Source organism: Thioalkalivibrio sp. ALE23, from assembly GCF_000378545.1.
Taxonomy (GTDB): domain Bacteria; phylum Pseudomonadota; class Gammaproteobacteria; order Ectothiorhodospirales; family Ectothiorhodospiraceae; genus Thioalkalivibrio.
This window is the reverse complement of the sequence record NZ_KB900032.1, coordinates 574,521-598,655: the sequence shown is the minus strand read 5'-3', so window position 1 is coordinate 598,655 and position 24,135 is coordinate 574,521. Positions and strand designations below refer to the sequence as shown.

The 24,135-nt window shown below is 68.9% G+C and carries 24 protein-coding genes and 1 other RNA gene; 11 read left to right on the top strand and 14 right to left on the bottom strand.

Annotation, left to right across the window (positions count from 1 at the left end):
* Positions 1–4: 4 nt before the first annotated feature.
* On the bottom strand, positions 5–583 hold the full coding sequence (rpoE, locus tag F573_RS0106560; RefSeq protein ID WP_018870158.1) for an RNA polymerase sigma factor RpoE: 579 nt from the start codon (positions 581–583) through the stop codon (positions 5–7).
* Between the two features lie 144 nt (positions 584–727).
* Between rpoE and nadB the strand changes: the two genes are divergently transcribed.
* A complete protein-coding gene (gene nadB / locus F573_RS0106555) occupies positions 728–2,377 on the top strand; it encodes an L-aspartate oxidase (RefSeq protein ID WP_026300831.1) in 1,650 nt (549 codons plus the stop codon).
* On the opposite strand, the gene orn is transcribed toward nadB, so the two are convergent.
* Complete coding sequence (gene orn / locus F573_RS0106550; RefSeq protein ID WP_018870160.1) at positions 2,344–2,913, bottom strand: oligoribonuclease; 570 nt, start codon at positions 2,911–2,913, stop codon at positions 2,344–2,346. The genes nadB and orn overlap by 34 nt on opposite strands.
* A 116-nt stretch (positions 2,914–3,029) precedes the next feature.
* Here orn and F573_RS0106545 point away from each other — a divergent pair, with 116 nt between their 5' ends.
* From F573_RS0106545 to rsgA, 3 genes are read left to right on the top strand one after another with little or no spacing between them, the layout of a single operon-like run.
* On the top strand, positions 3,030–3,338 hold the full coding sequence (locus F573_RS0106545; protein WP_019021916.1) for a cytochrome c: 309 nt from the start codon (positions 3,030–3,032) through the stop codon (positions 3,336–3,338).
* Positions 3,339–3,347: 9 nt separating this feature from the next.
* The gene (locus F573_RS0106540; RefSeq protein WP_018870162.1) at positions 3,348–3,683 is read left to right on the top strand and encodes a 4a-hydroxytetrahydrobiopterin dehydratase; all 336 of its coding nucleotides are present in this window, start codon (positions 3,348–3,350) and stop codon (positions 3,681–3,683) included.
* 18 nt (positions 3,684–3,701) lie between these two features.
* Entirely contained in the window at positions 3,702–4,634 is a 933-nt protein-coding gene (gene rsgA / locus F573_RS0106535) for a ribosome small subunit-dependent GTPase A (protein ID WP_019021915.1), read from the top strand.
* Between the two features lie 36 nt (positions 4,635–4,670).
* Here rsgA and F573_RS0106530 read toward each other — a convergent pair whose 3' ends face one another.
* The 6 genes from F573_RS0106530 to ffs all read right to left on the bottom strand — a co-directional run bounded on the left by F573_RS0106530 (position 4,671) and on the right by ffs (position 8,849).
* Entirely contained in the window at positions 4,671–5,462 is a 792-nt protein-coding gene (locus tag F573_RS0106530; protein WP_019021914.1) for a hypothetical protein, read from the bottom strand.
* Positions 5,463–5,549: 87 nt separating this feature from the next.
* Positions 5,550–5,894, bottom strand: a complete 345-nt coding sequence (locus F573_RS0106525; RefSeq protein WP_019021913.1) for a histidine triad nucleotide-binding protein — start codon at positions 5,892–5,894, stop codon at positions 5,550–5,552.
* 35 nt (positions 5,895–5,929) lie between these two features.
* Positions 5,930–6,520 (bottom strand): recombination mediator RecR, encoded by a 591-nt coding sequence (recR, locus tag F573_RS0106520; RefSeq protein WP_018870166.1) that lies wholly within the window; start codon positions 6,518–6,520, stop codon positions 5,930–5,932.
* An 11-nt stretch (positions 6,521–6,531) separates the two neighbouring features.
* Positions 6,532–6,858: a YbaB/EbfC family nucleoid-associated protein gene (locus F573_RS0106515; protein WP_018870167.1), complete on the bottom strand. Its 327-nt coding sequence runs from the start codon at positions 6,856–6,858 to the stop codon at positions 6,532–6,534.
* Entirely contained in the window at positions 6,855–8,672 is a 1,818-nt protein-coding gene (gene dnaX / locus F573_RS0106510; RefSeq protein ID WP_019021912.1) for a DNA polymerase III subunit gamma/tau, read from the bottom strand. Before dnaX ends, F573_RS0106515 begins: the two co-directional genes overlap by 4 nt.
* An 80-nt stretch (positions 8,673–8,752) precedes the next feature.
* Positions 8,753–8,849, bottom strand: an RNA gene (gene ffs / locus F573_RS14835) — signal recognition particle sRNA small type.
* A 165-nt stretch (positions 8,850–9,014) separates the two neighbouring features.
* On the opposite strand from ffs, the gene F573_RS0106505 reads away from it, so the two are divergent.
* From F573_RS0106505 to F573_RS0106490, 4 genes are all read left to right on the top strand, one after another.
* Positions 9,015–10,274, top strand: a complete 1,260-nt coding sequence (locus F573_RS0106505; RefSeq protein WP_019021911.1) for a diguanylate cyclase — start codon at positions 9,015–9,017, stop codon at positions 10,272–10,274.
* Between the two features lie 185 nt (positions 10,275–10,459).
* On the top strand, positions 10,460–11,209 hold the full coding sequence (locus F573_RS0106500) for a glutathione peroxidase (RefSeq protein WP_019021910.1): 750 nt from the start codon (positions 10,460–10,462) through the stop codon (positions 11,207–11,209).
* Between the two features lie 171 nt (positions 11,210–11,380).
* A complete protein-coding gene (gene gorA / locus F573_RS0106495) occupies positions 11,381–12,775 on the top strand; it encodes a glutathione-disulfide reductase (RefSeq protein WP_019021909.1) in 1,395 nt (464 codons plus the stop codon).
* Positions 12,776–12,918: 143 nt separating this feature from the next.
* The gene (locus F573_RS0106490) at positions 12,919–13,770 is read left to right on the top strand and encodes an HDOD domain-containing protein (protein ID WP_019021908.1); all 852 of its coding nucleotides are present in this window, start codon (positions 12,919–12,921) and stop codon (positions 13,768–13,770) included.
* Positions 13,771–13,797: 27 nt separating this feature from the next.
* Here F573_RS0106490 and guaA read toward each other — a convergent pair whose 3' ends face one another.
* Entirely contained in the window at positions 13,798–15,375 is a 1,578-nt protein-coding gene (gene guaA / locus F573_RS0106485; protein ID WP_018870173.1) for a glutamine-hydrolyzing GMP synthase, read from the bottom strand.
* Between the two features lie 65 nt (positions 15,376–15,440).
* Positions 15,441–16,901 carry an IMP dehydrogenase gene (gene guaB, locus F573_RS0106480; RefSeq protein ID WP_018870174.1) on the bottom strand — a complete coding sequence of 487 codons (1,461 nt, stop codon included), beginning with the start codon at positions 16,899–16,901 and terminating at the stop codon, positions 15,441–15,443.
* A gap of 152 nt (positions 16,902–17,053) precedes the next feature.
* On the opposite strand from guaB, the gene F573_RS0106475 reads away from it, so the two are divergent.
* The 3 genes from F573_RS0106475 to nadC are packed head-to-tail and all read left to right on the top strand — an operon-like array spanning position 17,054 to position 20,135.
* Complete coding sequence (locus F573_RS0106475; RefSeq protein WP_019021906.1) at positions 17,054–17,818, top strand: DUF4197 domain-containing protein; 765 nt, start codon at positions 17,054–17,056, stop codon at positions 17,816–17,818.
* Positions 17,815–19,239 carry an exodeoxyribonuclease VII large subunit gene (xseA, locus tag F573_RS0106470; RefSeq protein WP_019021905.1) on the top strand — a complete coding sequence of 475 codons (1,425 nt, stop codon included), beginning with the start codon at positions 17,815–17,817 and terminating at the stop codon, positions 19,237–19,239. Before F573_RS0106475 ends, xseA begins: the two co-directional genes overlap by 4 nt.
* Positions 19,236–20,135, top strand: a complete 900-nt coding sequence (gene nadC, locus F573_RS0106465; RefSeq protein WP_019021904.1) for a carboxylating nicotinate-nucleotide diphosphorylase — start codon at positions 19,236–19,238, stop codon at positions 20,133–20,135. Before xseA ends, nadC begins: the two co-directional genes overlap by 4 nt.
* A gap of 4 nt (positions 20,136–20,139) precedes the next feature.
* Here nadC and F573_RS0106460 read toward each other — a convergent pair whose 3' ends face one another.
* The 4 genes from F573_RS0106460 to F573_RS0106445 all read right to left on the bottom strand — a co-directional run bounded on the left by F573_RS0106460 (position 20,140) and on the right by F573_RS0106445 (position 23,934).
* Positions 20,140–20,871, bottom strand: coding sequence for a ferredoxin--NADP reductase (locus tag F573_RS0106460; RefSeq protein ID WP_019021903.1), 732 nt, complete (start codon positions 20,869–20,871; stop codon positions 20,140–20,142).
* Positions 20,872–20,927: 56 nt separating this feature from the next.
* Positions 20,928–21,758 (bottom strand): nucleoside triphosphate pyrophosphohydrolase, encoded by an 831-nt coding sequence (gene mazG / locus F573_RS0106455; RefSeq protein WP_019021902.1) that lies wholly within the window; start codon positions 21,756–21,758, stop codon positions 20,928–20,930.
* Positions 21,759–21,893: 135 nt separating this feature from the next.
* Positions 21,894–23,213, bottom strand: a complete 1,320-nt coding sequence (locus tag F573_RS0106450; RefSeq protein WP_019021901.1) for an MFS transporter — start codon at positions 23,211–23,213, stop codon at positions 21,894–21,896.
* Positions 23,214–23,265: 52 nt separating this feature from the next.
* Positions 23,266–23,934: a metalloregulator ArsR/SmtB family transcription factor gene (locus F573_RS0106445; protein ID WP_019021900.1), complete on the bottom strand. Its 669-nt coding sequence runs from the start codon at positions 23,932–23,934 to the stop codon at positions 23,266–23,268.
* Positions 23,935–24,135 lie beyond the last annotated feature (201 nt).

Here is a 24,135-nt window from a genome sequence, read left to right as displayed (position 1 = left end):
TCATTCAGTCGTTCAACAATGGTCGCAAGGTCTCGTCGATGGCCTCGCGCGCCCGGAAGATGCGCGACCGGACCGTGCCGATCGGACATCCCATGGTCTGCGCGATTTCCTCGTAGCTCAGACCTTCGATCTCGCGCAGAGTGATCGCGGTCCGCAAATCATCCGGCAGCTCGTCGATCGTGCGCTGGACGGCCGCCTCTATCTCCTGCGACAGCGCTTCCCCCTCGGGGGTTGCATTGTCCTTGAGAGCGGAATCGCCCCCCATTTGTTCGGCATCCTGCGCATCGACCTCGGATTCGGGCCGGCGCCGCCCCTGGGAGACGAGATGATTCTTGGCGGTGTTGATGGCGATCCGGTACAGCCAGGTGTAGAACGCACTTTCGCCGCGAAAGTTCGCGAGTCCGCGATAGGCCTTGATAAAGGCTTCCTGGGCGATGTCCAGGGCCGTGGCGTGGTCGTGCACATAGCGGCCGACAAGATTCACGATCTTGTGCTGATACTTCAGGACCAGGATGTCGAAGGCCTCTTTCTCGCCATTCTGGACACGCCGAACCAGGGCCTCGTCGGAAGCCTTCTCGCTCATCCGGGGACTCCCGTTCGGCGACTCGTCTCCAGTATTCTAGGGTTCATGGACCGCCTGACCTGCATGAAGTTCGAAACCCGCTCGCCGGGGATTGCTCCCGGCTTCCCAGCCATTGCGCAACAAGCGCAAAACGTTACCTGACGCATGGATACAGCACAACAAGCCCGCAAAGCCGACGTGCTGGTAATCGGCAGCGGTGCGGCCGGACTGAGCGCGGCCCTGCATCTCGCCCCGCATCGCCGAGTCGTGGTCCTCAGCAAGGGCCCGGTGGACGAGGGCTCGACCCGCTATGCCCAGGGCGGCATCTCGGCAGTGCTCGACCGCCAGGATTCCTTCGACGCCCACATCGACGACACCATCGACGCCGGTGCCGGGCTGTGCGATGCGGACGCGGTGCGCCGCACCGTCGCGGCCGGGCCCGAGGCGATCCAGTGGCTGCTCAACCTCGGGGTGCCGTTCACGCGCGAATCCTTCGAGGGCCGCAGCCGGCTGCATCTGACGCGCGAGGGCGGGCACAGCGCCCGCCGCGTGGCACATGCCGCCGATGCCACCGGCCGCGCGATCGAGGACGCGCTGGTGCGCAGCACCGGCGACACCGCCAGCATCGACGTACTCGAACGCCATGTGGCGGTGGATCTGATCACCTCGCGGGTGGACGGCGTGCGCCGCGTGGTCGGGGCCTATGTCCAGGACACCGCGACCCGCGAGGTACAGACGATCATGGCCCCCACGGTGATCATGGCCACCGGAGGCGCCAGCCGGGTCTATCTGTACAGCTCCAATCCCGACGGCGCCACCGGCGACGGGATTGCGATGGCCTGGCGGGCGGGGTGCCGGGTCGCGAACATGGAATTCATGCAGTTCCATCCGACCTGCCTGTACCACCCGCAGGCCAAGTCGTTCCTGATCTCCGAGGCGGTCCGCGGCGAAGGCGGACTGCTCAAGCTGCCCGACGGCGAACGCTTCATGCCGCGCTTCGACGAGCGTGGCGAGCTGGCCCCGCGCGACATCGTGGCGCGCGCGGTGGACCACGAGATGAAGCGTCTCGGGATCGACCATGTCTATCTCGACATCAGCCACAAGCCGGCGGATTTCATCCGCGAACACTTCCCCACCATTCACGAACGCTGCCTGGAATACGGCTTCGACATGACGCGCGAGCCGTTGCCGGTGGTGCCGGCCGCGCACTACACCTGCGGCGGGGTGGTGGTGAACCCCTTCGGGCAGACCGATCTGCCGGGGCTTTACGCCGCCGGCGAGGTCTCCTGCACCGGGCTGCACGGGGCCAACCGCATGGCCAGCAACTCGCTGCTGGAATGCCTGGTCTACGCCCGCGCCGCAGCCGAGCACATCCTGTCGCAGACCGATCTGCCCGCCCCCGAGGCCCTGCCGGTCCCGGCGGCCTGGGACGAATCCCGGGTGACCGAGTCGGAAGAGGAAGTGGTGGTGGCGCACGACTGGGACGAACTGCGCCGGCTGATGTGGGACTACGTCGGGATCGTGCGCACCCGCAGCCGGTTGCAGCGCGCGCAGCGGCGCATCCGCATCCTGCAGGAAGAGATCCACGAATATTACAGCCACTACCGGATCTCGCCCGACCTGATCGAGCTGCGCAACCTGGGCATGGTGGCGGAGATCATCGTGCAGAGCGCGCTGGCCCGACGCGAGAGCCGCGGCCTGCATTACCTGCTGGATTACCCCGAACGCGATCCGGAACTGGACGGCACCCCCACCGTGCTGGTGCCGCCCTCGCCCGCCGGTCAGCTGGCGGGGCGCGCCGCCGGCGGGAGCTGAATGAACTTTTCGCGATAGTGCCGCAGTTCGTCGATCGAGTCGCGGATGTCCTGCAGGGCCTGATGCGAGGCGTTCTTCGACAGCCCCTGGAGCACGTCCGGCGCCCAGCGCCGCGCCAGTTCCTTGAGCGTGGACACGTCGAGATTGCGATAGTGGAACCAGGCCTCCAGCTCCGGCATGTTGCGCGCCAGGAAACGGCGATCCTGACAGATGGAATTGCCGCACATCGGCGACTGCCCCTTCGGCACCCACTTCTCCAGAAACGCCAGCGTCTCGCGCTCCGCGGCGGCCTCGTCGTGGTCGCTGTGGCGCACGCGATCCAGCAGGCCGGATTCGCCGTGCGTGCGCTGGTTCCAGGCGTCCAGCCCGTCCAGCACCGCCGGCGACTGGAACACCGCGACCACCGGGCCCTCGGCCAGGATCTCGAGGTGCTTGTCGGTTACGATGGTCGCCACTTCGATGATCCGGTCGGTTTCCGGCTCCAGGCCGGTCATTTCCAGGTCGATCCAGATCAGATTTTCCGCACTCGCCGTCATTGTCTCTCCTCTGCGGCACCCGGTCGTGCCCTATGATGGCGCGATGCAGTCTATCATCATGGGGACGGGCCCCGGGGGCCCGTCGCATCGAGCAACGAACAAGAAAGGAGGGCCCCATGCGACACCTCACCACCTCTCTGGCCGCCCTGGCGCTGGCCGGCGGCATGACCGCCACCGCGCAGGCGAACGACGAAATCCGGATGGGCCAGGATCTGCACGAGAACAACTGCGTCAGCTGCCACGCCGACATGCACGGCGGCGACGGCTCCGGGATGTACACCCGTGACGACCGCATGGTCGGCGATCATGATGAACTCGTATCGATGGTCCGGCGCTGCGACGCCAACATCGGCACCGCCTTCTTCGATGACGAGATCGAAGCCATCGTGGCCTACCTCAACGATGAATACTACAACTTCGACTGACGAGCACCCATGAGCGATCTGAAGACCCGCCACTGCCAGGCCTGCGAAGGCTTCACCGACCCGATGCCGGCCGAGGACGCAACCCGGGCCCTGGGCCAGCTGCACGAATCCTGGGAACTGGGCGGCGACACGAAGGACATCCGGCGCGAGTTCCGCTTCCGCAACTTCCACGAGACCATGGCCTTCGTGAACGCGGTGGCCTGGATCGCCCATGTCGAGGATCACCATCCCGACATGGAAGTCGGCTTCAACCGTTGCCGGGTCCAGTTCTCCACCCACGCGGTGGGCGGACTGACCGAAAACGATTTCATCTGCGCCGCGCGCGTGGATGCGCTGTTCGACTGACCCGTCGATGCAGCCTGCATGAGCCGGTCCGCCCGGAACCCGGGATCCGCGGTCCACACGACCGCGGATCCCCTGCCCGTCCGCGCGCGGGTTGCCGCCCGCCTCAACCAGAGGGCCGACCTCCTCGACGAGGACGGCCATCTGCATCGCGTGCAGCTGCAGCGCCGCACGGGGGATCTGGTCTGCGGGGACCGCGTGGAAACCGACGGCCACCGCATCCTGCGCCGCGAGCCGCGCCGCAATGCACTGGTGCGGCGCGACGGTTACGGCCGCCGCAAGACCATCGCCGCCGGGGTGGACCGGGTCTGGATCGTGGTGGCGGCCGAGCCGGCACCGGCGCGTTTCCTGATCGACCGTTTCCTGGTGGCGATCCACAGCCTGCCGGCCGAACCCCGGCTGCTGTTCAACAAATGCGAGCTGGATCCCGGCGGCGCGCAGCGCCTGGACCGGCAGTACGGCCATCTGGGCCTGCACGCCCTGCCGGTCAGCGTGCACGAAGGTACCGGGCTGGACGCCCTGGCGGCGGCCGCCGAGGGGGGCAGCAACATCCTGGTCGGCCAGTCCGGCACCGGCAAGTCATCGCTGATCGATGCACTGCTGCGCCGCACCGGCAACGCGCCGGAACAGGCCCTGCAAACCGCGACCCTGGGACAGACCGGCGAAGGGCGCCACACCACCACCACGGCGCGCTGGTATCCGCTGGCGGGCGATGGCGCATGGATCGATTCCCCCGGGGTGCGCGACTTCACGCCGGAGCTGGACGACGCTGACACGCTCGAGCGCGGCTTCCCTGACATCGCCGAACGGGCCCGGGAATGCCGCTTTCGCGACTGCCGGCACGCGGCCGAACCGGGGTGTGCGGTGAGAGCGGCGGTCGCCGTCGGCGAGCTGCCGCAGGAACGGCTGGAGGCCTGGCAGGAACTGCGAGCGGAGACCCGGCGCCGGGACTGAGCCCGGCAGCGCCCCCGCGGCACGAAACAAAACGAATCAGAAGGTCAGGCCCATCTCCACGCCGAACACCGACGAGGAACCGCCGGATTCGGGACGCATGCCGTCGAATTCCAGCCGGTCTTCCATCCAGCCTTCGGAGGATTCCAGCGAATAGTCATCGTAGAACAGGCTCATCGACAGCTCGCTGTCGTTGCGCAGGCGGAGGCTGCCGTCGAGGCTCAGATAGCTGGCGCCACGCGTGTGATCGCGCGGTTGCAGGCCACCTCCCGCAGCGACCGTTTCGCGCGAATCGCCCGCCAGCGGCTGGCGCACGCCGACCCGCAGCTGGCTGTCGAAACCGCCCGACTCGAAGGTAGGGCCGAAGCTGAAGTCGGTAAAATAGGAAGTGGTACCCGCATCCTCGCGCAGGTGTCCCGGCGCAGAGCGCGACTCCATACCGAAGCCCAGATCGATCCCGTACCCCAGGCCACTGGACCCCAGGCGCTGGCGGAAAGCGCCGGTCGCCTCGAAACGATCGCCCACACCGGTGATGTCGTCCGCCGGACGCGACACCGCGTCGGCATCCAGCATCAGGCGATAACGCGGATCGGGACGGGTCTCTCCGCCCGCACCCGCCGCACCGGAAAAGGAGGACAGGTCGCCCACCCCCGCAACCGGATCGCCGCCGTCGAGATTCAGGGTCCGGGTCACGGAGAAGCGAGTGGTGTCGTCTTCGACCACTTCGGCCGCCGCAACCATCGGCGTCGCGCACGTCGCGACCAGCATCAGCGGCACCGCCAGCCGGGCAACAACGCGCGCACGGCCCGGCGAATTCCCCGCCCCGGCCATGGCCGTTGTGCCGTCATGATTTCCGCGTCGCTTCACGCCCGTTCTCCCGTTTGTCACGGCGCCAGCCTCCCCGGCCCGTCGTGTTCGCTAGCCCGGGGGCCAGCCGAGAGGCCGACCACCGAGCAGGTGCATATGTATATGGTAGACCGTCTGACCGCCCTGCTGGTTGCAGTTCATCACGGTACGATAGCCGTCCTCGGCATAGCCCCGCTCGGCGGCAATGCCGGCCGCCACCCGGGCCATGTTGCCGACGGTTTCCGCGTCCCCGGCAGTAAGGTCGTTGAGGGTCGCGATGTGCCGCCGCGGAATCACCAGGACATGCAGCGGCGCCTGGGGATGCAGGTCCTCGAAGGCGATCACGTCATCGGTCTCGCGGACGATGGTCGCGGGGATCTCCCCGGCCACGATCTTGCAGAAGATGCAGTCTTCCATGGTGCCTCCACCGCGCCCGGCCGGCGCGATTTATATCAGTAATCGCGGCGCCCCGACAAGGCGTGCGCCAGGGTCCCCGCATCGGTATATTCCAGCTCCCCGCCGCTGGGGATCCCCTGCGCGATGCGCGTGGCGCGGATTCCCAGGCGCCCGGCCATCTCGGCCAGGTAGTGGGCGGTGACCTCGCCCTCCACCGAGGTGTTCGTGGCGAGAATCAGCTCCTCGGTGCCCTGCTGGCGCAGGCGTTCCTCGAGCCGGTCCAGCCCCAGTTCTTCGGGGCCAATGCCGTCCAGCGGCGACAGCCGCCCCAGAAGCACGTGAAAGCGACCGTTGAAGTCGGTTGCCGCCTCGATGGCCATCACGTCGCCGGGGCTCTCGACCACGCACAGGACGTGGTCGTCGCGATCGGGATCCAGACAGCGCTCGCAGGTCTCCGCCGAAGTCAGCGTCCGGCACACCGAACAGTGGCCGATGTTCTCCACCGCGGCGTCCACCGCCCGTGCCAGGCGCCGTGCGCCCTCGCGGTCGCGTTCCAGCAGGTGCAGCGCCATGCGCCGGGCCGACTTGCCACCCACCCCCGGCAGGCAGCGCAGTGCCTGGACCAGGTCGTCGAGTTCGGTATCCACCGCGGTCCGGCTCAGAACGGCAGTTTCATGCCCGCCGGCAGGCCCATGCCGCTGGTCAGTTCACTCATGCGTTCCTGACTGGTGGTATCCACCTTGTGCACGGCATCGTTGATGGCTGCCGCCACCAGATCCTCGATCATGTCGGGATCGTCCTGGAACAGGCTGGGGTCGATCCGCACCTTGCGTGCTTCGTGCTTGCCGGTCAGGGTCACGCTGACCAGCCCGCCACCGGCCTGGCCCTCGACCTCCATCTCGGCCAGCTCGGCCTGCACGCGCTGCATTTCTTCCTGCATTTTCTGGGCCTGCTTCATCATGTTGCCCATGCCGCCTTTCATCATTTTCGGTTCTCCTGTCCCGCTGTTCCGGGGTCCTGATTAAGTGTCGGGTCGTCGTCGCGCAGGCGCACCGGGCCGAGTTCGGCCCCGAAGCGCTCGTGCAGCGCCTGCACCACCGGATCCTGCCGCATGGCGGACTCGGCTTCAGCCTGACGCGCCTCGGCATCCGCCGCAAGACGCGCGGCCGGCGTGTCACCACCGGCTCCTTCCTGATCCACGATCTCCAGACGCACGCCGCGGCCGAGATGCGCCTCCAGGGACCTGGACAAGCGTTCCCGGGCCCGTTCCGTGCACAGCATGCGGTAGTCGGTCGGCAGCGCGAGCGTCAGCCGCTCCGCATCCAGCGAACGAAATTCGGCCTGCAGCGCGATTTCCCGCGCGGTACCCGCGGGAAGACCTGCGGCAAACGCATGCCAGTCGAATTCGCCCTCGGCCACCGGAGCGGCGGGCACCGGGGCCGGCGCCGGGCGGGCAGCGTCCGCCGCATCGGCTCCGGCGGTCTTCTCCGGGGGCGCGGAGGCCGGGGCCGCATGCGGCTCGCGTACCGCGCCGGCCTCCCCGGCATCCGGCCCGCGCGTGGAAGGCGGGCTTGCCCGCGCCGGCTCCGGGGCCTCGGCCGCGGCACGGGACGCGGGCTCGGCCTGCACCGCCGGGCCCCGGTTCGCGGGGTTCCCGGGCCGGCCAGCCGCGCCGCTCCCGCCGGTTGTGGTACCGGACGCGGGCTCCGGCGAGCCCTCCGGACGGAAGGCCAGCAGCCGCAGCAGGGTCATTTCGACCCCCATGCGCGGTTCCGGTGCATACGGCAGGTCGCGTACGCCATGGATCAGGATCTGATAGGCGAGCTGGATCGCCTCGGGGTCTTCGCGGCCGGCGGCCTCGCGCGCCCAGTCCAGGCCCGCTTCGCCGCCATCGGCCACCTCGCCCGCCACCTGCAGCACCGCCACCCGGTGCAGCAATGAGGCCAGTTCATCCAGAAGCCGCGACCAGTCCGGCCCCAGGGCATCCAGCTCGGCGAGACCGTGGACCAGCGCCGCACCGTCCCCGGCGAACACTGCATCCAGCAGCCCGGTCAGCCGGGTGCGTGGCAGCAGCCCCAGCATGTCGCAGGTCGCCCCCTCGCTCAGCTGATCGCCGGCGTAGGCGATGGCCTGGTCGGTGAGACTGAGCGCATCGCGCATCGAGCCCTCGGCCGCCTCGGCCAGACGCAGCAGCGCACCGGGTTCGGCACCCACGCCCTCGGTCTCGAGCACCCCGGTCAGATAATCGGCGATCAGCGGCGCCGGCATCGGCTTGAGGTTGAACTGGAGACAGCGCGACAGCACCGTCACCGGCAGCTTCTGCGGGTCGGTGGTCGCCAGCAGGAACTTCACGTGTTCCGGCGGCTCTTCCAGGGTCTTGAGCAGCGCGTTGAAGCTCTTCTCCGACAGCATGTGCACCTCGTCGATGAGGTACACCTTGAAGCGGCCGGTGGTGGGGGCGTAGGACACGTTGTCCAGCAGCTCGCGGGTGTCGTCCACCCGGGTGCGCGAGGCCGCGTCGACCTCGATCAGGTCAAGGTGCCGCCCCTCGGCGATCTCCACGCAGGACCGGCACTGGCCGCAGGGTTCGGCGGTCACCCCCGTCTCGCAGTTGAGACAGCGCGCGAGGATGCGCGCCACGGTGGTCTTGCCCACGCCGCGGGTGCCGGCGAACAGATAGGCATGATGCAGCCGCTCGCCGGACAGCGCATTGGAGAGCGCGCGCACCACGTGCGGCTGACCGACGAGATCCTCGAAACGTGAGGGCCGCCACTTGCGGGCCAGAACCTGGTGACTCATGCCTCTCCCATGGACGGAGCGGTCGCCGTGGCCTCCGGGCACTCGGCCCCACCGGAAAGCGAAACTGGAAGGGAGGTGGCCCGCACCCGCCACACCCCGGCGCCCGACGCAGTTGCTACCGTTGCTCCCTTCCGGGCCTGGCGGGGTTCACAACCTGTCGTCGCGAGGGGACTGATACGGACCACCATAACGCTGTTGGCCGCACGGATCACCGCCGCCCGACCGAACCCGAAAGCATCAGGGTTTCGGCCACGCACGTCAACCTCGATCCGGTGCCCGCGCTCGCAACCCCGCGCCGGCCGGGGTAAAATGCCGGCCCCAGTCGCTTCAGCCGGGATCCCCATGGCCGCTTCAGCCGCGTCGTTCTTTCACGGCCTCCCGGACGCCGTCTATATCATCGATCCGGAGACCTCGCGGATCATCGACGGCAACGAAAAGGCGCATGCCAGCCTCGGGCTCAGCCGTGACCAGCTCCTGCACGAATCGGTGATGTCGCTCCAGACCGGCGTACAGGGCATGCCGGCCTGGAGCGAGATCGCCGAGGTCATCCGCAACCAGGCGCCCTATCGCTTCCTCGGCGAGCACCGCCACGCGGACGGTTCGGCCATCCCGGTGGAGATCCTGACGTCGGTGCAGCATGTCGACGGGCGCGAGTATTTCGTGTCGGTCGCCCGCGAGATCCCCGAACGCGGGTCGTCGCCGGACGAGGACGCCGGCCGCGAACACTGGCAGGTCCTGTACGACATCGCCGAGGGAGTCTGGGACTGGTATCCGCAGCAGGAACGTCTGGTGTTCAGCCCGAACCTGAAGTCACTGCTGGGGTACGGTCCCGACGAGATGGAAGAGGTCATCGACACCTGGAAGGACAACGTGCACCCCGAGGACCGGCCGCTGGTCCTGACCAAACTGGAGGATCATCTGGCCGGCCGCCGGCCCGCCTTTCACGCCGAATACCGGCTGCGCAACCGCAACGGGCACTATCTATGGGTCTCCGACCGCGGACGCATCGTGCTGCGGGACGACCACGGAAAGCCACTGCGGGTCTGCGGCATGATCCACGACGTGACCGACGCCAAGACCCTCGAACTGTCCCTTCAGCAAAGGGCGGATTACTGCTCGCTCACCAGCCTTTACAACCGCCGGCGGGGACAGGAACTGTTCGAGAAGGCCTTCACCGCCTGCGAGCACGAGGATCGGCCCCTGGCGCTGCTGGCGCTGGATCTCGACGAATTCAAGACCATCAACGATCGTCACGGCCATCAGGCTGGAGACACGGTACTGGAACGTTTCGGCGAGTGCATCCGCGAATCGCTGCCGGAACACGCCATCGCCATGCGCTGGGGTGGCGAGGAATTCATGATCGTCCTGCCGGGTGCGGACCCGGTCCGGGCCGAGGACTTCGCCGAGACCCTGCGTGCCGCCGTGGCCGGGGCCCGATGGCCCGAACCGCTGAACCGCTCACGGGTCACCGTCAGCATCGGGGCGGCGCTGTTCCCCCGCGATGCCGGTGCCCCCGGCCAGCTGATCTCCGTTGCGGACCAGGCCCTCTACCGTGCCAAGCACGACGGCCGCAACCGCGTGATCCTGGCGCGTCCGGCATGAAGGTCCATGGCGAGGTCCTTCCCCCGGCGACCTCGATCATAGCCTTGGGCTAATCGCATTTTAATTATAAAAGATTAGATTTATCGAAGAGCACCCCTTAGTCTTGCACCTGTCGTCGGCCACGGGCCGGCACAGGACTTTTCACCCGTTTCCGAAACCGCAATCTGCAACAGGAGAGAGAGAACATGGAACTGGAAAATCGCGAAGGTCAGCGCGTCCCGGAAGTCACCTTCCGCTGCCGCAAGGACAACGACTGGAACGACGTCCGCAGCGCGGACATCTTCAGCGGCCGCAACGTGGTGGTGTTCGCCCTGCCGGGCGCCTTCACCCCGACCTGCTCCTCGGCCCACGTGCCGCGCTACAACGAGCTGGCGCCGGTGCTGAAGAAGCACGGCATCGACGAGGTCGTCTGCATCTCGGTCAATGACGGCTTCGTGATGGAGGCCTGGCAGGCCGACCAGGAGGCCGACCGCATCACCTTCCTGGCGGACGGCAACGGCGAGTTCACCGAGAAGATGGGCATGCTGGTCGACAAGAGCGACCTCGGCTTCGGCGAGCGTTCCTGGCGCTATTCCATGCTGGTGCGCGACGGCGTGATCGAGAAGCAGTTCATCGAGCCGGACGAGCCGGGCGACCCCTTCGTGGTCTCCGACGCCGACACCATGCTGTCGTACGTGGCGCCGGATGCGGCCTGCCCCGAGGACGTGGTGGTATTCACCAAGCCGGGCTGCCCGTACTGCGCCAGCGCCAAGCAGATGCTGGAGGACGCGGACCTGGACTACGAGGAGATCGTGCTCGGCCGTGACGCCAGCCTGCGCAGCCTGCGCGCCGCCACCGGCGCGATGACCGTGCCCCAGGTGTTCGTCGGCGGCCACCGCATCGGCGGCTCCGAAGAACTGGAGCAGTGGATCCACCGCGAGCGCCAGGCGGCGTGATCCCGGATCCGGGGCGGGCCCGGCCCGCCCCGGCCACCACGGGTGGCCATCCGTGTCCGCAGGCCGCCCCCCTCGGACCTGCGGACACGGATGGCGGACCCCGGCGACCGCTCCTTGAGCGCTCGCCATGGCAGACTTCGAATCAGACCGACAACGAACAGGGAAAAGAGCATGGAACACTACGACATCATCGTGATCGGCGGCGGCAGCGGCGGCCTGGCGGTAGCCGAACGCGCCGCGCCCCATGGCGCCCGCGTCGCCGTGTTCGACCCGAAACCGCTGGGCGGGACCTGCGTGAATGAGGGCTGCGTGCCGAAAAAGCTCACCTGGTACGCCGCGGAACACATGAGCCAGGCCCGCCAGGCCGCCGAATTCGCCGTGGACGTGGACATCCGGGGCATTCGCTATGGCGACCTGGCCGAGCAACGGCAAAAGCTGCTCGGCAACCTGAATGACTTCTGGGCCGGGCACCTGGAGAAGCTGGGCGTGACCCATATCGCCGAGCGTGCCCGGCTGAACGGAAGCGACCGCGTGATCAGCGAAAGCGGCACCGAATACCGAGCCGACCGCATCGTGCTGGCCATGGGCGGCGCGCCGGTGGTGCCGCCGCTGGAGGGCGCCGAACTGGGCGCGACCTCGGACGACTTCTTCCAGTGGACCGAACTGCCGGAGTCCATCGCCGTGATCGGGGCCGGCTACATCGGCCTGGAGATGGCCGGGATGCTGCGCTCCATGGGCGTGCAGACCGACGTGGTCGCGATGGAGGACCGCGTGCTGGAGATGTTCGATCCCGCCATCAGCGAAGCCCTGGACCAGCACATGGAGCACCAGGGCATCGGCCGTCACCTCGGGGTGAAGGTGGCCGGGCTGGGCGGCGAACCGGGCGCGGTCACCGTGCAGCTGGAAGGCGGTGAAGAACTCGGCCCCTACCAGCAGGTACTGTGGGCCGTCGGCCGCAAGCCGGCGACCGCGGACATGGGGCTGGAAGAGGCCGGCGTGGAAATCGGTCCCGGCGGCACCATCCCGGTGGACGAATGGCAGGCAACCAATGTCGAGGGGATCTACGCCCTGGGGGACATCATCGGCAAGGGCCCGCTGACCCCGGTGGCGATCGCTGCCGGCCGGCGTCTGGCCGAGCACTGGTATGCCCCCGAAAACAACCCGGTGCCGGTGGACTACGAACAGATCCCCACGGTGACCTTCACCCATCCCACCGCCGGCATGGTCGGACTGACCGAGCCGCAGGCGGTGGAACGCCACGGCGATTCGGTGCGGGTGTACGAGACCCGCTTCGGTGGCCTCGACCGGGCCTTTGCGGAAGGCGAGGTCCCGCCGGTGGTGATGAAGCTGGTGTGCGCCGGGGATGACGAAAAGGTGGTCGGCATCCACATGATCGGCCCCCACGTCGACGAGATGCTGCAGGGCTTCGCGGTGGCGGTGCGCATGGGTGCGACCAAGCGCGACCTCGACCTGACCATCCCGCTGCATCCCACCAGCGCCGAGGAACTGGTGACCCTCAAGCAGGGCCGCCCCGGCCGCGCGGAGGGCCTCGCCGAAGCCGCCTGACCTGCGCTACGGCACCCCGGGGCAGGCGCGTGCCACGGGGTTGCGGGCCACCATCCGGGCGACGGCCCATGGGACCTGCAACCCCGAACGCCGGTGGCTGTGGCATACTCCACGCCACAGAAACGCCGCACGGAGTGCATCTTTTGGCTACCCGCACGGATGTCGAAAACTTCCTCGAGAAACTGCGAAGCGACCTCGACCGGCAACTGGTGGACATCCCCACCCTGCCGGACATCTCCGTGCAGGCGCTGTTCATCGTGCAGGACGACAACAGCACGATCGCCGACCTGGTCAACCTGATCTCGCGCGACACCGCCCTGGCCTCGCGTCTGGTACGCCAGGCCAACAGCCCCGCCTACCGCGGGCTGCATCGCTGTTCCACCATCCACTCGGCCGTGACCCGTCTGGGCATGGAACGGGTCCGCCAGGTGGTGCTGACCCATTCCATGAAGGAGGTCTTCCAGACCGGCAACGAGGCCATCCGCGAGCGCATGGAGCAGCTCTGGGCCCACAGCCTGGAGGTCGCGGTCCTCAGCTATCTGCTGGCCCGCCGGCAGCGCCATCTGGACGCGGACATCGCGCTGCTGGCCGGACTGGTCCACGACATCGGCGCCGTGCCCATCCTGCGGCGCGCCGAGAAGGTGGAAGTCATCTACCAGGACCCGCGCGCGGTCCAGGCCGCGATCGACGCGGCCCACGTGGCGATGGGCCGGGCGATGCTCAAGAGCTGGAACTTCGACCCGGAGATCGTGCGCGCGGTGGGCGATCACGAAAAGATCCGCCAGGATCCGGGCGCCCACGAGCCGGTCTCCTACACCGACATCCTGCAGGCCGCCAACATCGAGTCCTACGGTGGCACCCGCCACCGCCTCGCCACCGTGGACCGGAGCGAGGTCCCGGCCTTTCGCCGCCTCACCGGCGACCCCGACCGGCTGACCCTGGACTGGGACACCGACGAGACCGGCCTGAACCACGTCAACCAGATCTTCGAGTAGGACCGCCCCTCGAGCAGGGGGCGGGACTCACTCCCACTCGATGGTGGCGGGGGGCTTGCCGGAGATGTCGTAGGTGACGCGCGAGATGCCGGGGATCTCGTTGATGATGCGGCGCGAGACGTGATCGAGGAACTCGTACGGGAGGTGGGCCCAGCGGGCGGTCATGAAGTCGATGGTCTCCACCGCGCGCAGCGCGACCACATAGTCGTACCGCCGGCCGTCGCCCATCACCCCGACCGACTTCACCGGCAGGAACACCGCGAACGCCTGCGAGGTCCGGTCGTACAGATCGGCCTTGCGCAGTTCCTCGATGAAGATCGCATCCGCCCGGCGCAGCAGATCGGCGTATTCCTTCTTCACCTCACCGAGGATGCGCACACCCAGGCCGGGCCCCGGGAACGGGTGACGGTAGACCATCTCGGTGGGCAGGCCCAGTTCGACACCGATCTTGCGCACCTCGTCCTTGAACAGCTCGCGCAGCGGCTCGACCAGACCGAGTTTCATGTTCTCCGGCAGGCCGCCCACGTTGTGGTGCGACTTGATCACATGGGCCTTGCCGGTCTTGGAGTCGGCCGACTCGATCACGTCGGGGTAGATCGTGCCCTGGGCCAGCCACTTCACGTTTTCCAGCTTGCCGGCCTCCTCGTCGAACACGTCGATGAACAGCCCGCCGATCACCTTGCGCTTGGCCTCGGGGTCCTCGATGCCGGCCAGCGCGCTCATGAAGCGGTCTTCGGCATCCACCCGGATCACGTTCACGCCCAGATGGCGGGCGAAGGTCGCCATCACCTGGTCGCCCTCGCCCTCGCGCAGCAGGCCGGTGTCCACGAACACGCAGGTGAGCTGGTCGCCGATCGCCTTGTGCAGCAGCGCGCCCACCACCGAGGAATCCACCCCGCCGGACAGGCCCAGCACCACGCGCTGGTCGCCGACCTGCTCGCGCACCCGCGCGGCCATGTCCTCGATGATGTTGTCGGCGGTCCACAGCGCCTCGCAGCCGCAGATCTCGTAGATGAAGCGTTCGAGAATCCGCTGTCCCTGCGTGGTGTGGGTCACCTCGGGGTGGAACTGCACGCCATAGAAGCCGCGGTCCGGGTCGGCCATGCCGGCGATCGGCGCGGAGTCGGTGGAGGCCATCAGACGAAAGCCCTCCGGCAGCTCGGTCACGTGGTCGCCGTGCGACATCCACACGTCGAGCATCCCGTAGCCCTCGGGCGTGGTGTGGTCCTCGATATTGCGGAGCAGCGGGGTATGGCCGCGCGCGCGGACCTGGGCGTAGCCGAACTCGCGGCGCTCGGAGGGCTCGACGCGCCCGCCCAGCTGTGCAGCCATGGTCTGCATGCCGTAGCAGATGCCCAGCACCGGCGCGCCCAGCTCGAACACCACGTCCTCGGCGCGCGGCGGTGCCTCGACGTTCACCGATTCGGGCCCGCCCGAAAGGATGATGCCGGTGGGCGCGAACGCGCGGATGTCCTCCGCCGGCATGTCCCAGGCATGCACCTCGGAATAGACTCCGGCCTCGCGGACGCGGCGGGCGATCAGCTGGGTATACTGGGAACCGAAGTCCAGTACCAGAATGCGGTGGGCGTGCAGATCCTGGGTCATGAGGTCATCCACTGCCCCGGCCGGGTGGCCGGGGTCTGTGTCGGGGATCCGGCCGGCGGGCCGAATCAGTCCATGCGATAGTTGGGTGCTTCCTTGGTGATCGCCACGTCATGCACGTGGCTCTCGCGCATGCCGGCCGCGGTCACGCGCACGAACTGTGGCTTGCTGCGCATTTCGGCGATGTTCTGCGCGCCCACGTAGCCCATCGAGGAGCGCAGGCCACCCATCAGCTGATAGATGATGGCGACGATCGAGCCCTTGTACGGCACGCGGCCCTCGATACCCTCGGGCACGAACTTGTCGGCCGGGGCGTTCGGGTCCTGGAAGTAGCGGTCGGAGGAGCCCTGCTGCATCGCACCCAGCGAGCCCATGCCGCGGTAGATCTTGTAGGAGCGCCCCTGGTAGAGCTCGACCTCGCCCGGCGCCTCCTCGGTGCCGGCGAACATCGAGCCCAGCATCACGCAATGGGCACCGGCGGCCACCGCCTTGGCAAGATCGCCGGAGAAGCGCACGCCGCCATCGGCGATCAGCGGCACGTCGGTCCCTTCCAGGGCCCCGGCCACCTCGGAGATCGCGGTGATCTGCGGCACGCCGACCCCGGCCACCACGCGGGTGGTGCAGATCGAGCCCGGGCCGATACCGACCTTCACCCCGTCGGCGCCGGCGGCCACCAGGTCCTTCGCCGCGTCGGCGGTGGCGATGTTGCCGCCCACCACCTGCACGTCCGGGTAGTGCTTCTTCACCCAGGCGACGCGGTCGAGCACACCCTGCGAGTGCCCGTGCGCGGTGTCCACCACGACCAGGTCCACACCGGCCTCGACCAGCGCGGCCACGCGCTCGTCGGTGCCCTCGCCCACGCCCACCGCAGCGCCCACGCGCAGGCGGCCGCGCTCGTCCTTGCTGGCATACGGGTGTTCGGTGGACTTCTGGATATCCTTCACGGTGATCATGCCACGCAGCTCGAAGGCGTCGTTGACCACCAGCACCTTCTCGATGCGGTGCTTGTGCAGCAGACCGAGGATTTCTTCGCGCCCGGCACCCTCGCGCACGGTGACCAGGCGGTCGCGCGGGGTCATGATCTCGGAAACCGGGGCCTCCATGCGGGTCTCGAAACGCAGGTCGCGCGAGGTCACGATGCCGCGCAGATCGTTGCCGTCCACCACCGGCACGCCGGAGATGTGGCTGTCCCGGGTCAGCCGCACCACGTCGCCGATGGAAGCGTCGGGCCCCACGGTGATCGGTTCGCTGATCACCCCGCTCTCGTATTTCTTGACCTGCCAGACCTCGCGGGCCTGGGCCTCGGCCGGCATGTTCTTGTGGACAATGCCGATGCCGCCCTCCTGCGCCATGGCGATCGCCAGGCTGGCCTCGGTCACCGTATCCATGGCCGCGGAGACCAGCGGCGCGCTGAGCGTGATCCCGCGGCTGATCCGGGTGGAGATGTCGACGTCGCGCGGGATGACGTTCGAGTGCCCGGGAATCAGCAGAACGTCATCGAAGGTCAGGGCTTCACCGAGTATCCGCATGCACCACTCCAGACAGGGCCCGAGGACCGGGAGGAAAGAGCCGGACAGTATAGAATCCGGGGCTTGACGGGTAAAGGCGGATCGGGCACGTGCGTCGCATCCGCGGCGCTGCGAAGTTACCCTTGTATCTCCGCATTCCGAAGGGTCCAGACATGTCATCGACATCCCGCCTTGCCGGCCGCCGCCGTTTCCTGTTCCGCCTCCTGCCGGGAACCGCCCTGCTGGCCGCCGCACCCGCCGGCGCCGACTGGTGGGAACGCGGCCGCGAGGCCCTGGGAAGCCTGACCGGGGGCGACAATGGCAGCGCTCTCAGCCAGGACGAGCGCATCGACGCCCTGCGCGAGGCGCTGTCCATCGCCACCCGCAACGCCACCGGCCAACTGGCGCGCCACAACGGCTTCTGGGGGAACCCGGAGGTGCGCATCCCGCTGCCCGGACTGGTGCAGTCCACGCGCGACACCCTCGACCGCTTCGGTGCGGCGGGCCCGGTCGACGACCTGCACGAACGCATGAACCGGGCCGCCGAGGATGCCGCCCCGCAGGCCCGCGAGCTGTTCCTGGACGCCATCGAGGACCTGACCCTGGACGAGGCCCGCGAGATCATCCAGGGCCCCGACGATGCCGCCACCCGCCACTTCGAGACCCGCATGAGCGACCCGCTGGCCGCGCGCATGGAGCCGGTCATCGACGAGGCCCTGCGCGAATCCGGTGCCATCAGTGCTTACAACGACCTGCTGGCCGAGGTCGAGGACATCCCGTTCGTCGCCGACATCGCCTTCGATCCGGTGGACCACGTACTGGGCTACGCGATGTCCGGTCTGTTCGACACTTTGGCGAAGGAAGAGGCGGCGCTGCGCGCCGACCCGGTCGGCCGCGGCACCGAACTGCTGGAACGGGTATTCGGGGGCGGCGAATGAGCGATACCGCCGCGGTCCTGACCGTGGCCCAGCTGAACCAGTGCGCGGACGGACTGCTGCGCGACGGACTGGGATCGGTGCGGGTCGAGGGCGAGGTCTCCAACCTGCGCCGCTACCCGTCGGGCCACCAGTATTTCTCGTTGAAGGACGAGAACGCCAGCGTCAACTGCGTGCTGTTCCGCGGCAACGCCCGGCGCGCAGCGCCCTTCGCGGACGGCGATGCGGTGCAGGTGGGCGGACGCGCGGGCATCTACCCCGCCCGCGGGCAGTTCCAGATCGTGGTCGAGCGGCTCGAACCCGCCGGCGAGGGCCGGCTCCTGGCCGCCTTCCAGCAGCTGAAGAAACAGCTGGAGGCCGAGGGCCTGTTCGACCCCGCGCGCAAGCGGCCGCTGCCGGCGCGGACCCATCGCCTGGGCGTTATCACCTCGGCCCAGGGCGATGTCCGCCACGACATCGAACGCACGCTGGCGCGCCGGTTTCCGCTGCTGCTGCCGGTCACGCTGTATCCCGTTGCGGTCCAGGGCGCCGCGGCGGCCGAACAGATCGTCGCCGCCCTGCAGCGTGCCGGCGAGGAACGCGCGGTGGACGTGCTCCTGCTGGCACGCGGCGGCGGTTCGCTGGAGGACCTGCAGGCCTTCAACGAGGAGAGCGTGGCGCGCGCGATCGCGGACTGTCCGATCCCCGTGGTGACCGGCGTGGGCCACGAAAGCGACGTCACCATCGCCGATTTCGTCGCCGACCTGCGCGCATCCACCCCCACCGCGGCGGCCGAGGCGGTCAGCCCCGACGGCCCCGCCCTGCGCCAGCAGCTCAACCAACTGCGCGCACGCCTGGAACAGCGCCTGGCGCGTCGCATCCACGAGGATCGCGCACGCCTGGAAGGGCTCGCCGGCCGCCTGGAACGGCGCCATCCGCGGCAGATCCTGGAACGCAACCTCCAGCGCCTCGACGAGCAGCGCGAACGCCTGCAACGCGCCGGGCGGCTGCGTCTGGAACGCGCGGAACAGCGCCTGCAGCGCGCCCGACTGCGCCTCGCCGGGGCCTCTCCCGGAGCGCGGCTGAACCACGCCCGCCTGCGCCTGGAGCACCTGCGCCAGCGGCTGCAGCAGGTACGCCCGGACCGCGATCTGGCGGCCCGGCGCGAACGCCTGCACCGCCTGGATCAGCGCCTGCGCAGCGCGACGCAGCGCCAGCTGGATGCACGCCGGCGCCAGTTCGAGGCGAGCCGGCGCCAGCTGCACTCGCTGGATCCCACCGCGGTACTGCGCCGCGGCTACGCCATCCTGTCCACCGAGGACGGCGGACTGCTGCGGGATGCCGCCGACGTGACCCGCGGAGACGCGGTATCCGCCCGCCTGGCAAGCGGCCACGTCGACCTGACAGTTGCCCGCAGCCACCCGGCAACGGAAGACCCGCAATGAGCCCGCACCTTGAAAAGCCCCGCGACCCGTTCGTCCGCGGCCCCGCCGAACCCGACCCCGCCGCGCTGGAGCGCGAGGTGGCCGCCGCGCTGGAGGAGGACCTCGGGCCCGGCGGCATGGCCGCCGACGTGACCGCGGCGCTGGTGCCGGCCGGGCGCCATGCGCGCGCCTCGCTGTGGCTGCGCGAGGATGCCGTCCTCTGCGGCCAGCCCTGGGCGGAACGCGTGCTCGCCCGCCTGGACCCGAACCTGCGCATCGAATGGGCGGTCGCCGAGGGCGAGGCCTGCGCGGCCGAGACCCGGATCGCCCGCATCGAGGGCCCGGCCCGCGCGCTGCTGGCCGGCGAGCGCGCGGCCCTCAACCTGCTGCAGACCCTGTCCGGCACCGCGACCGAGACCGCCCGCTGGGTGGCGCGCCTGCAGGACCACCACGCGCGTATCCTCGACACCCGCAAGACCCTGCCCGGCCTGCGCCACGCGCAGAAGTACGCGGTGCGCATCGGCGGCGGCCACAACCACCGCCTGGGCCTGTGGGACGCGGTGCTGATCAAGGAAAACCACATCGCCGCCTGCGGCTCCATCGCCGCCGCGGTGCAGCAGGCGCGCACGCTGGGCGCCGGGCGCTGGGTGGAGGTGGAGACCGAAAACCTCGACGAGGTCGACCAGGCGCTGGCCGCCGGGGCCGACGTGATCATGCTGGACGAGCTGGCACCCGCGGATCGCGCCGAAGCGGTGCGGCGCATCCGCGGACACGCGATCTCCGAGGCCTCCGGCGGGGTCTCCGCCGCGGCCCTGCTGGAAGTCGCCGACTCGGGGGTGGACTACATCTCGGTGGGGGCGCTGACCAAGCACCTGCGGGCGGTGGACCTGTCGCTGCGTCTCGACAGCGACGCCTGACGCCCTACCACCACTTCTCGTATTTGAGCTGCGCCTCGGGGATGCCCCACTCGCCGAGCAGCGTGGCCATGTCCTCGATGAACTCGCGCGAGCCGCAGAAATAGAACAGCGCATCGCGCGGCAGCTCCAGCGACTCCAGCAGCGAATGCGAGATCCGCCCGGTGTGCCCCAGCCAGTCCTCCGCCTCGCGGGTCACGGTCAGGGTCACGTCGATGTTGTCGGCCTGCGCCAGGCGCTCCAGCTCCTCGGGAAACAGCACCTCGTCCTGCCGCGCCACGCTGTAGACCAGGTGCGCATTCACCTCGGGGGCCGACTGGTGCACATAGCGCAGGATGCTGAACAGCGGGGTCACGCCGATGCCGGCCCCCAGCAGCACCACGTTATCGGCCATGCCGCGCTCGAAGCAGAAATCCCCCTGCCCCGGCGTGATGTAGACGGTGTCGCCCTCGCGCGCCGCGGTATGCAGATGATGGGTGGCCGCATGGTGATCGGCGTACTTGATGGCCAGCTCCAGGCGGCCGTCATCGCGCGGCGCGGAGACCACCGAATAGCCGCCGACGAAGGGTTTGGCATCGCCCTGCGGGATCACCAGGTCCAGCCACTGGCCGGCGCGCGACACGAAGCGTTGCGGGTCCGCCGCCAGGGTGAAGCTGCGGATCAGCGGGGTCACCTGCTCGATGCGCTCGATGCGCGCGGGCATGAAGTGATCGGGCAGCGAATCCAGGCCGTGTTCCATACGGGTTCCTTTTCTCGGGACGGGACGGGTGCCCGGCCGTTCGGGGTTGTTCGGAGTTATTCGGGGGTCGATTCGGGGTCGCCGCGCAGCTGGCGACGGGCCTGCTGGTACAGCGCCTCCTGCTCGGCAAAATCGAGCGCGGACAGCGACTGGCCCCGGCCTTCGGCCAGTGCCTCCATGCGCCGGTAGCGGGCCTCGAACTTGCGGGTACTGCCGCGCAGCGCGCCCTCCGGGTCCACGCCCAGGTGGCGCGCCCAGTTGGAGACCGCGAACAGCACGTCGCCGACCTCTTCGGCCACCGCGTCCGGATCGGCGCCCGCGGCCACGGCCTCGTTCACCTCGGCCATCTCCTCATGGATCTTGTCGACCACCGGCCCGGCGTCGTCCCAGTCGAAGCCGTCACGCGCGGCCCGCCGCTGGGTCTTGACCGCGCGCGCCAGCGCCGGCAGCGCCAGCGGGATGTCGTCCATCGCGCTGGCATGGCCCCGCTGCTCGCGGGAGGCGGCCTTGTCGGCCTCCCAGGCCGCCTCGCGTTCGGCATCGTCACCGAAGGCGTGGCCGGCAAACACGTGCGGATGGCGCCGCACCAGCTTGTCGGCGATCCCGCGGGCGACGTCATCCAGATCGAAGCGTCCGGCTTCCTCGGCGATGCGCGCCTGGAAGACCACCTGAAACAGCAGGTCCCCGAGTTCTTCCCGCAGCTCGGCGGTGGAGGCCGCGTCGCCGGCGTCACGCGCGACGGCGTCGGCCAGCTCATAGGCTTCTTCAAGGGTATGCGGGACGATGCTGGCGGCGGTCTGCGCACGGTCCCAGGCACAGCCGTGCTCGGGGTCGCGCAGTCGCGCCATGATCTCGCGCAGCCGGGTCAGGGGGTTGGATTCCGTCATGTGCGGGCAGTGTACGGACCGCGGTCGCCCCGCGCCAACGCCCCGATCCCGTGACGGAAAAGCCGGCCCGGCGTGCCGGCACGCGCCGGGCTCCGGCCGGGGGTCGGTGCGGCCCGCCGCGGACCCGGCGGTGGCCTACTGCGGGTCCGCCGGGTTCAGGCGCGGATGGGTCTCCTCGCCCCACCACCAGACCAGGGCCCCGGACAGGAACATCGCGATCACCACGAACCAGAAGCCCCATTCCACCGAGCCGCCCAGGTGCGCGACGATGCCCAGCCCCAGCGCGCCGATGCCGTAGCCCAGGTCGCGCCAGAAGCGGTAGGTCCCGATCGCCGATCCGCGCCAGTTGGGATGTGCGATGTCCGCGACCGCCGCACTCAGGTTGGGATACAGCAGGGCCATGCCGAAGCCGGTGACCACCGCGGCGAACGACCACCAGATGACCCCGGAACCGAGCAGGGTCAGCCCGACCCCGGCGCCACAGATCCACATGCCCCAGACGATGGGTTTCATGCGACCGATATGATCGGACAGACGGCCGGTAAAGAACTGCGAGCCGCCCCAGACGAAGCCGTAGATGCCGACGATCCAGCCGATCGCCGCCAGACCGAGGCCCTGCTGGTACAGGAACACCGGATAGAAGACCCACACCAGCGCGTCCACGAACTTCTCCACCAGCCCGGCCTGACTGAACGCCGCCATGCGCCGGTCGCGCCAGGACATCAGGGTGAACACCTGCCAGGTCGTGGGGGCGTCGGGGATGTTCTGCGGATAGCGCGCCACCGGCCCGTCGTTGCGACCGGCCGCATGGCGGGCCCCCTCGGCCTTCGCCCAGTCAATGGTCTCGCGCACCAGCAGGAAGGTCATCACGATCGCCAGCGCGATCACCACCAGGCCGAAGACCAGCAGGCCGACGCGCGGACCGAGGGCGGACGCCATGTACCCGGTGACGATGCCGGCCACGGCCACGCCGACATAGCCGGAGAACTCGTTCATGCCCATGGTGAAGCCGCGCTCGTTCGCCCGGGTGATGTCCATCTTGGCGGTCTGCGTCATCGACCATGCCAGACCCTGGTTCACGCCCAGCAGCACCGTGGCGGCGACGATCCAGCCCCAGGTCGGGGCGTACAGGATCATGAACGGGATCGGGATGGCGGACAGCCAGCCCAGCAACAGGACATTCTTGCGGCCCATGCGCTCGGACAGCCGGCCGGCGACGAAATTGAGCGCGCCCTTCACGATCCCGAAGGCCACCACGAAAGCCGTCAGCAGCATGAACGAGCCCTCGGCAACGCCGAACTCGTCCTCCGCCAGCGCCGGGATGACCGTGCGCATCATCCCGATGGTCAGGCCGACGAAGAACACCTGGATCAGCTGCTGGCTGAACTGCCCGAGGTTCTCGCGGATCCCGTGCGTGATGTGATCGTAGGCCTCGGCGGCCTTGTGCTTGTCCATGTTCCGGTTTCCTCTGGAAATGCGTTATCTCGCAGCCGGGGCCTCGGCCGCGTCAGTCCCGCTCGTCGGCCAGCGGCAGGCCTGCGTGGCGCCATTCGGCCACGCCCTCCTCCACGCGTTGCGCGGCGATCCCGTGCTCGCGCAGCAGGGCGACGGCCTCTTTCGCCATCAGGCAGTAGGGGCCGCGGCAGTAGGCGACCACCGGGCGGTCGGCCGGCAGTTCCTGCAGGCGCTGATTCAGCTCCTGCAGCGGGATGGAACGCGCGCAGGGGAGATGCCCGGCGGCGTACTCGACCCCGGGGCGCACGTCCAGCACCACCACGTCGCCGCGCCGGGCCTGTTCCAGCAGCTCCGGACCGGCGACCAGGGCCAGCTCGTCGGCACACTCGGTCAGCTCGCGGGTGGCCGCCTGCAGCTCCAGCAGGCGCTCCTCCGCGAGGGTGCGCAGCATGACCCAGAAGTCCGCGACGTGGCGGTTGGCGAGACGATAGTGGACATGACGCCCGACGCGACGGGCCTCCACCAGGCGGGCCTCGCGCAGGGCCTTGAGGTGGGCACTGGCCAGCTTGACGCTGATATCGGTGTCCGCCGCCAGCTGCTCGACGGTCTTCTCGCCCTGCACCAGCACCTCGATCAGCTCCAGGCGCCTGGGGCTGGCCGCGGCGCGCGTGATCCGCGCCACCTGCTCGTACAGCACGTCCTTCAGGTCGCGTTCGTCCATCGCGGGACACTCGATATTCCAATATTCGTTGGAATGGACGATATATCAGGCCGGACACCCGAAACAACCCCGACCGTCCCAGGCCCTTCGACACGTGTGCCTTTGTTGCGCACGGCTAGATCTTGAGTAAATTGGTCAACAATTCATTCAGCACATGCTGATTCGCTGAATGAAGCGACAATGCCCGAGGGCATCTTCTGT

Excerpts from the sequence above, each read along its gene's own strand:
- F573_RS0106475 (WP_019021906.1), top strand. The coding sequence starts at position 17,054 with ATGTCATCGACATCCCGCCTTGCCGGCCGCCGCCGTTTCCTGTTCCGC.
- F573_RS0106530 (WP_019021914.1), bottom strand. The coding sequence starts at position 5,462 with ATGGCCGGGGCGGGGAATTCGCCGGGCCGTGCGCGCGTTGTTGCCCGG.
- orn (WP_018870160.1), bottom strand. The coding sequence starts at position 2,913 with ATGACGGCGAGTGCGGAAAATCTGATCTGGATCGACCTGGAAATGACC.
- F573_RS0106445 (WP_019021900.1), bottom strand. The coding sequence starts at position 23,934 with ATGGACGAACGCGACCTGAAGGACGTGCTGTACGAGCAGGTGGCGCGG.
- F573_RS0106545 (WP_019021916.1), top strand. The coding sequence starts at position 3,030 with ATGCGACACCTCACCACCTCTCTGGCCGCCCTGGCGCTGGCCGGCGGC.
- gorA (WP_019021909.1), top strand. The coding sequence starts at position 11,381 with ATGGAACACTACGACATCATCGTGATCGGCGGCGGCAGCGGCGGCCTG.
- mazG (WP_019021902.1), bottom strand. The coding sequence starts at position 21,758 with ATGACGGAATCCAACCCCCTGACCCGGCTGCGCGAGATCATGGCGCGA.
- F573_RS0106505 (WP_019021911.1), top strand. The coding sequence starts at position 9,015 with ATGGCCGCTTCAGCCGCGTCGTTCTTTCACGGCCTCCCGGACGCCGTC.
- dnaX (WP_019021912.1), bottom strand. The coding sequence starts at position 8,672 with ATGAGTCACCAGGTTCTGGCCCGCAAGTGGCGGCCCTCACGTTTCGAG.
- rsgA (WP_019021915.1), top strand. The coding sequence starts at position 3,702 with ATGAGCCGGTCCGCCCGGAACCCGGGATCCGCGGTCCACACGACCGCG.
- F573_RS0106450 (WP_019021901.1), bottom strand. The coding sequence starts at position 23,213 with ATGGACAAGCACAAGGCCGCCGAGGCCTACGATCACATCACGCACGGG.
- rpoE (WP_018870158.1), bottom strand. The coding sequence starts at position 583 with ATGAGCGAGAAGGCTTCCGACGAGGCCCTGGTTCGGCGTGTCCAGAAT.
- nadB (WP_026300831.1), top strand. The coding sequence starts at position 728 with ATGGATACAGCACAACAAGCCCGCAAAGCCGACGTGCTGGTAATCGGC.
- xseA (WP_019021905.1), top strand. The coding sequence starts at position 17,815 with ATGAGCGATACCGCCGCGGTCCTGACCGTGGCCCAGCTGAACCAGTGC.
- F573_RS0106540 (WP_018870162.1), top strand. The coding sequence starts at position 3,348 with ATGAGCGATCTGAAGACCCGCCACTGCCAGGCCTGCGAAGGCTTCACC.
- guaB (WP_018870174.1), bottom strand. The coding sequence starts at position 16,901 with ATGCGGATACTCGGTGAAGCCCTGACCTTCGATGACGTTCTGCTGATT.
- guaA (WP_018870173.1), bottom strand. The coding sequence starts at position 15,375 with ATGACCCAGGATCTGCACGCCCACCGCATTCTGGTACTGGACTTCGGT.
- F573_RS0106525 (WP_019021913.1), bottom strand. The coding sequence starts at position 5,894 with ATGGAAGACTGCATCTTCTGCAAGATCGTGGCCGGGGAGATCCCCGCG.
- F573_RS0106500 (WP_019021910.1), top strand. The coding sequence starts at position 10,460 with ATGGAACTGGAAAATCGCGAAGGTCAGCGCGTCCCGGAAGTCACCTTC.
- F573_RS0106460 (WP_019021903.1), bottom strand. The coding sequence starts at position 20,871 with ATGGAACACGGCCTGGATTCGCTGCCCGATCACTTCATGCCCGCGCGC.
- F573_RS0106515 (WP_018870167.1), bottom strand. The coding sequence starts at position 6,858 with ATGATGAAAGGCGGCATGGGCAACATGATGAAGCAGGCCCAGAAAATG.
- nadC (WP_019021904.1), top strand. The coding sequence starts at position 19,236 with ATGAGCCCGCACCTTGAAAAGCCCCGCGACCCGTTCGTCCGCGGCCCC.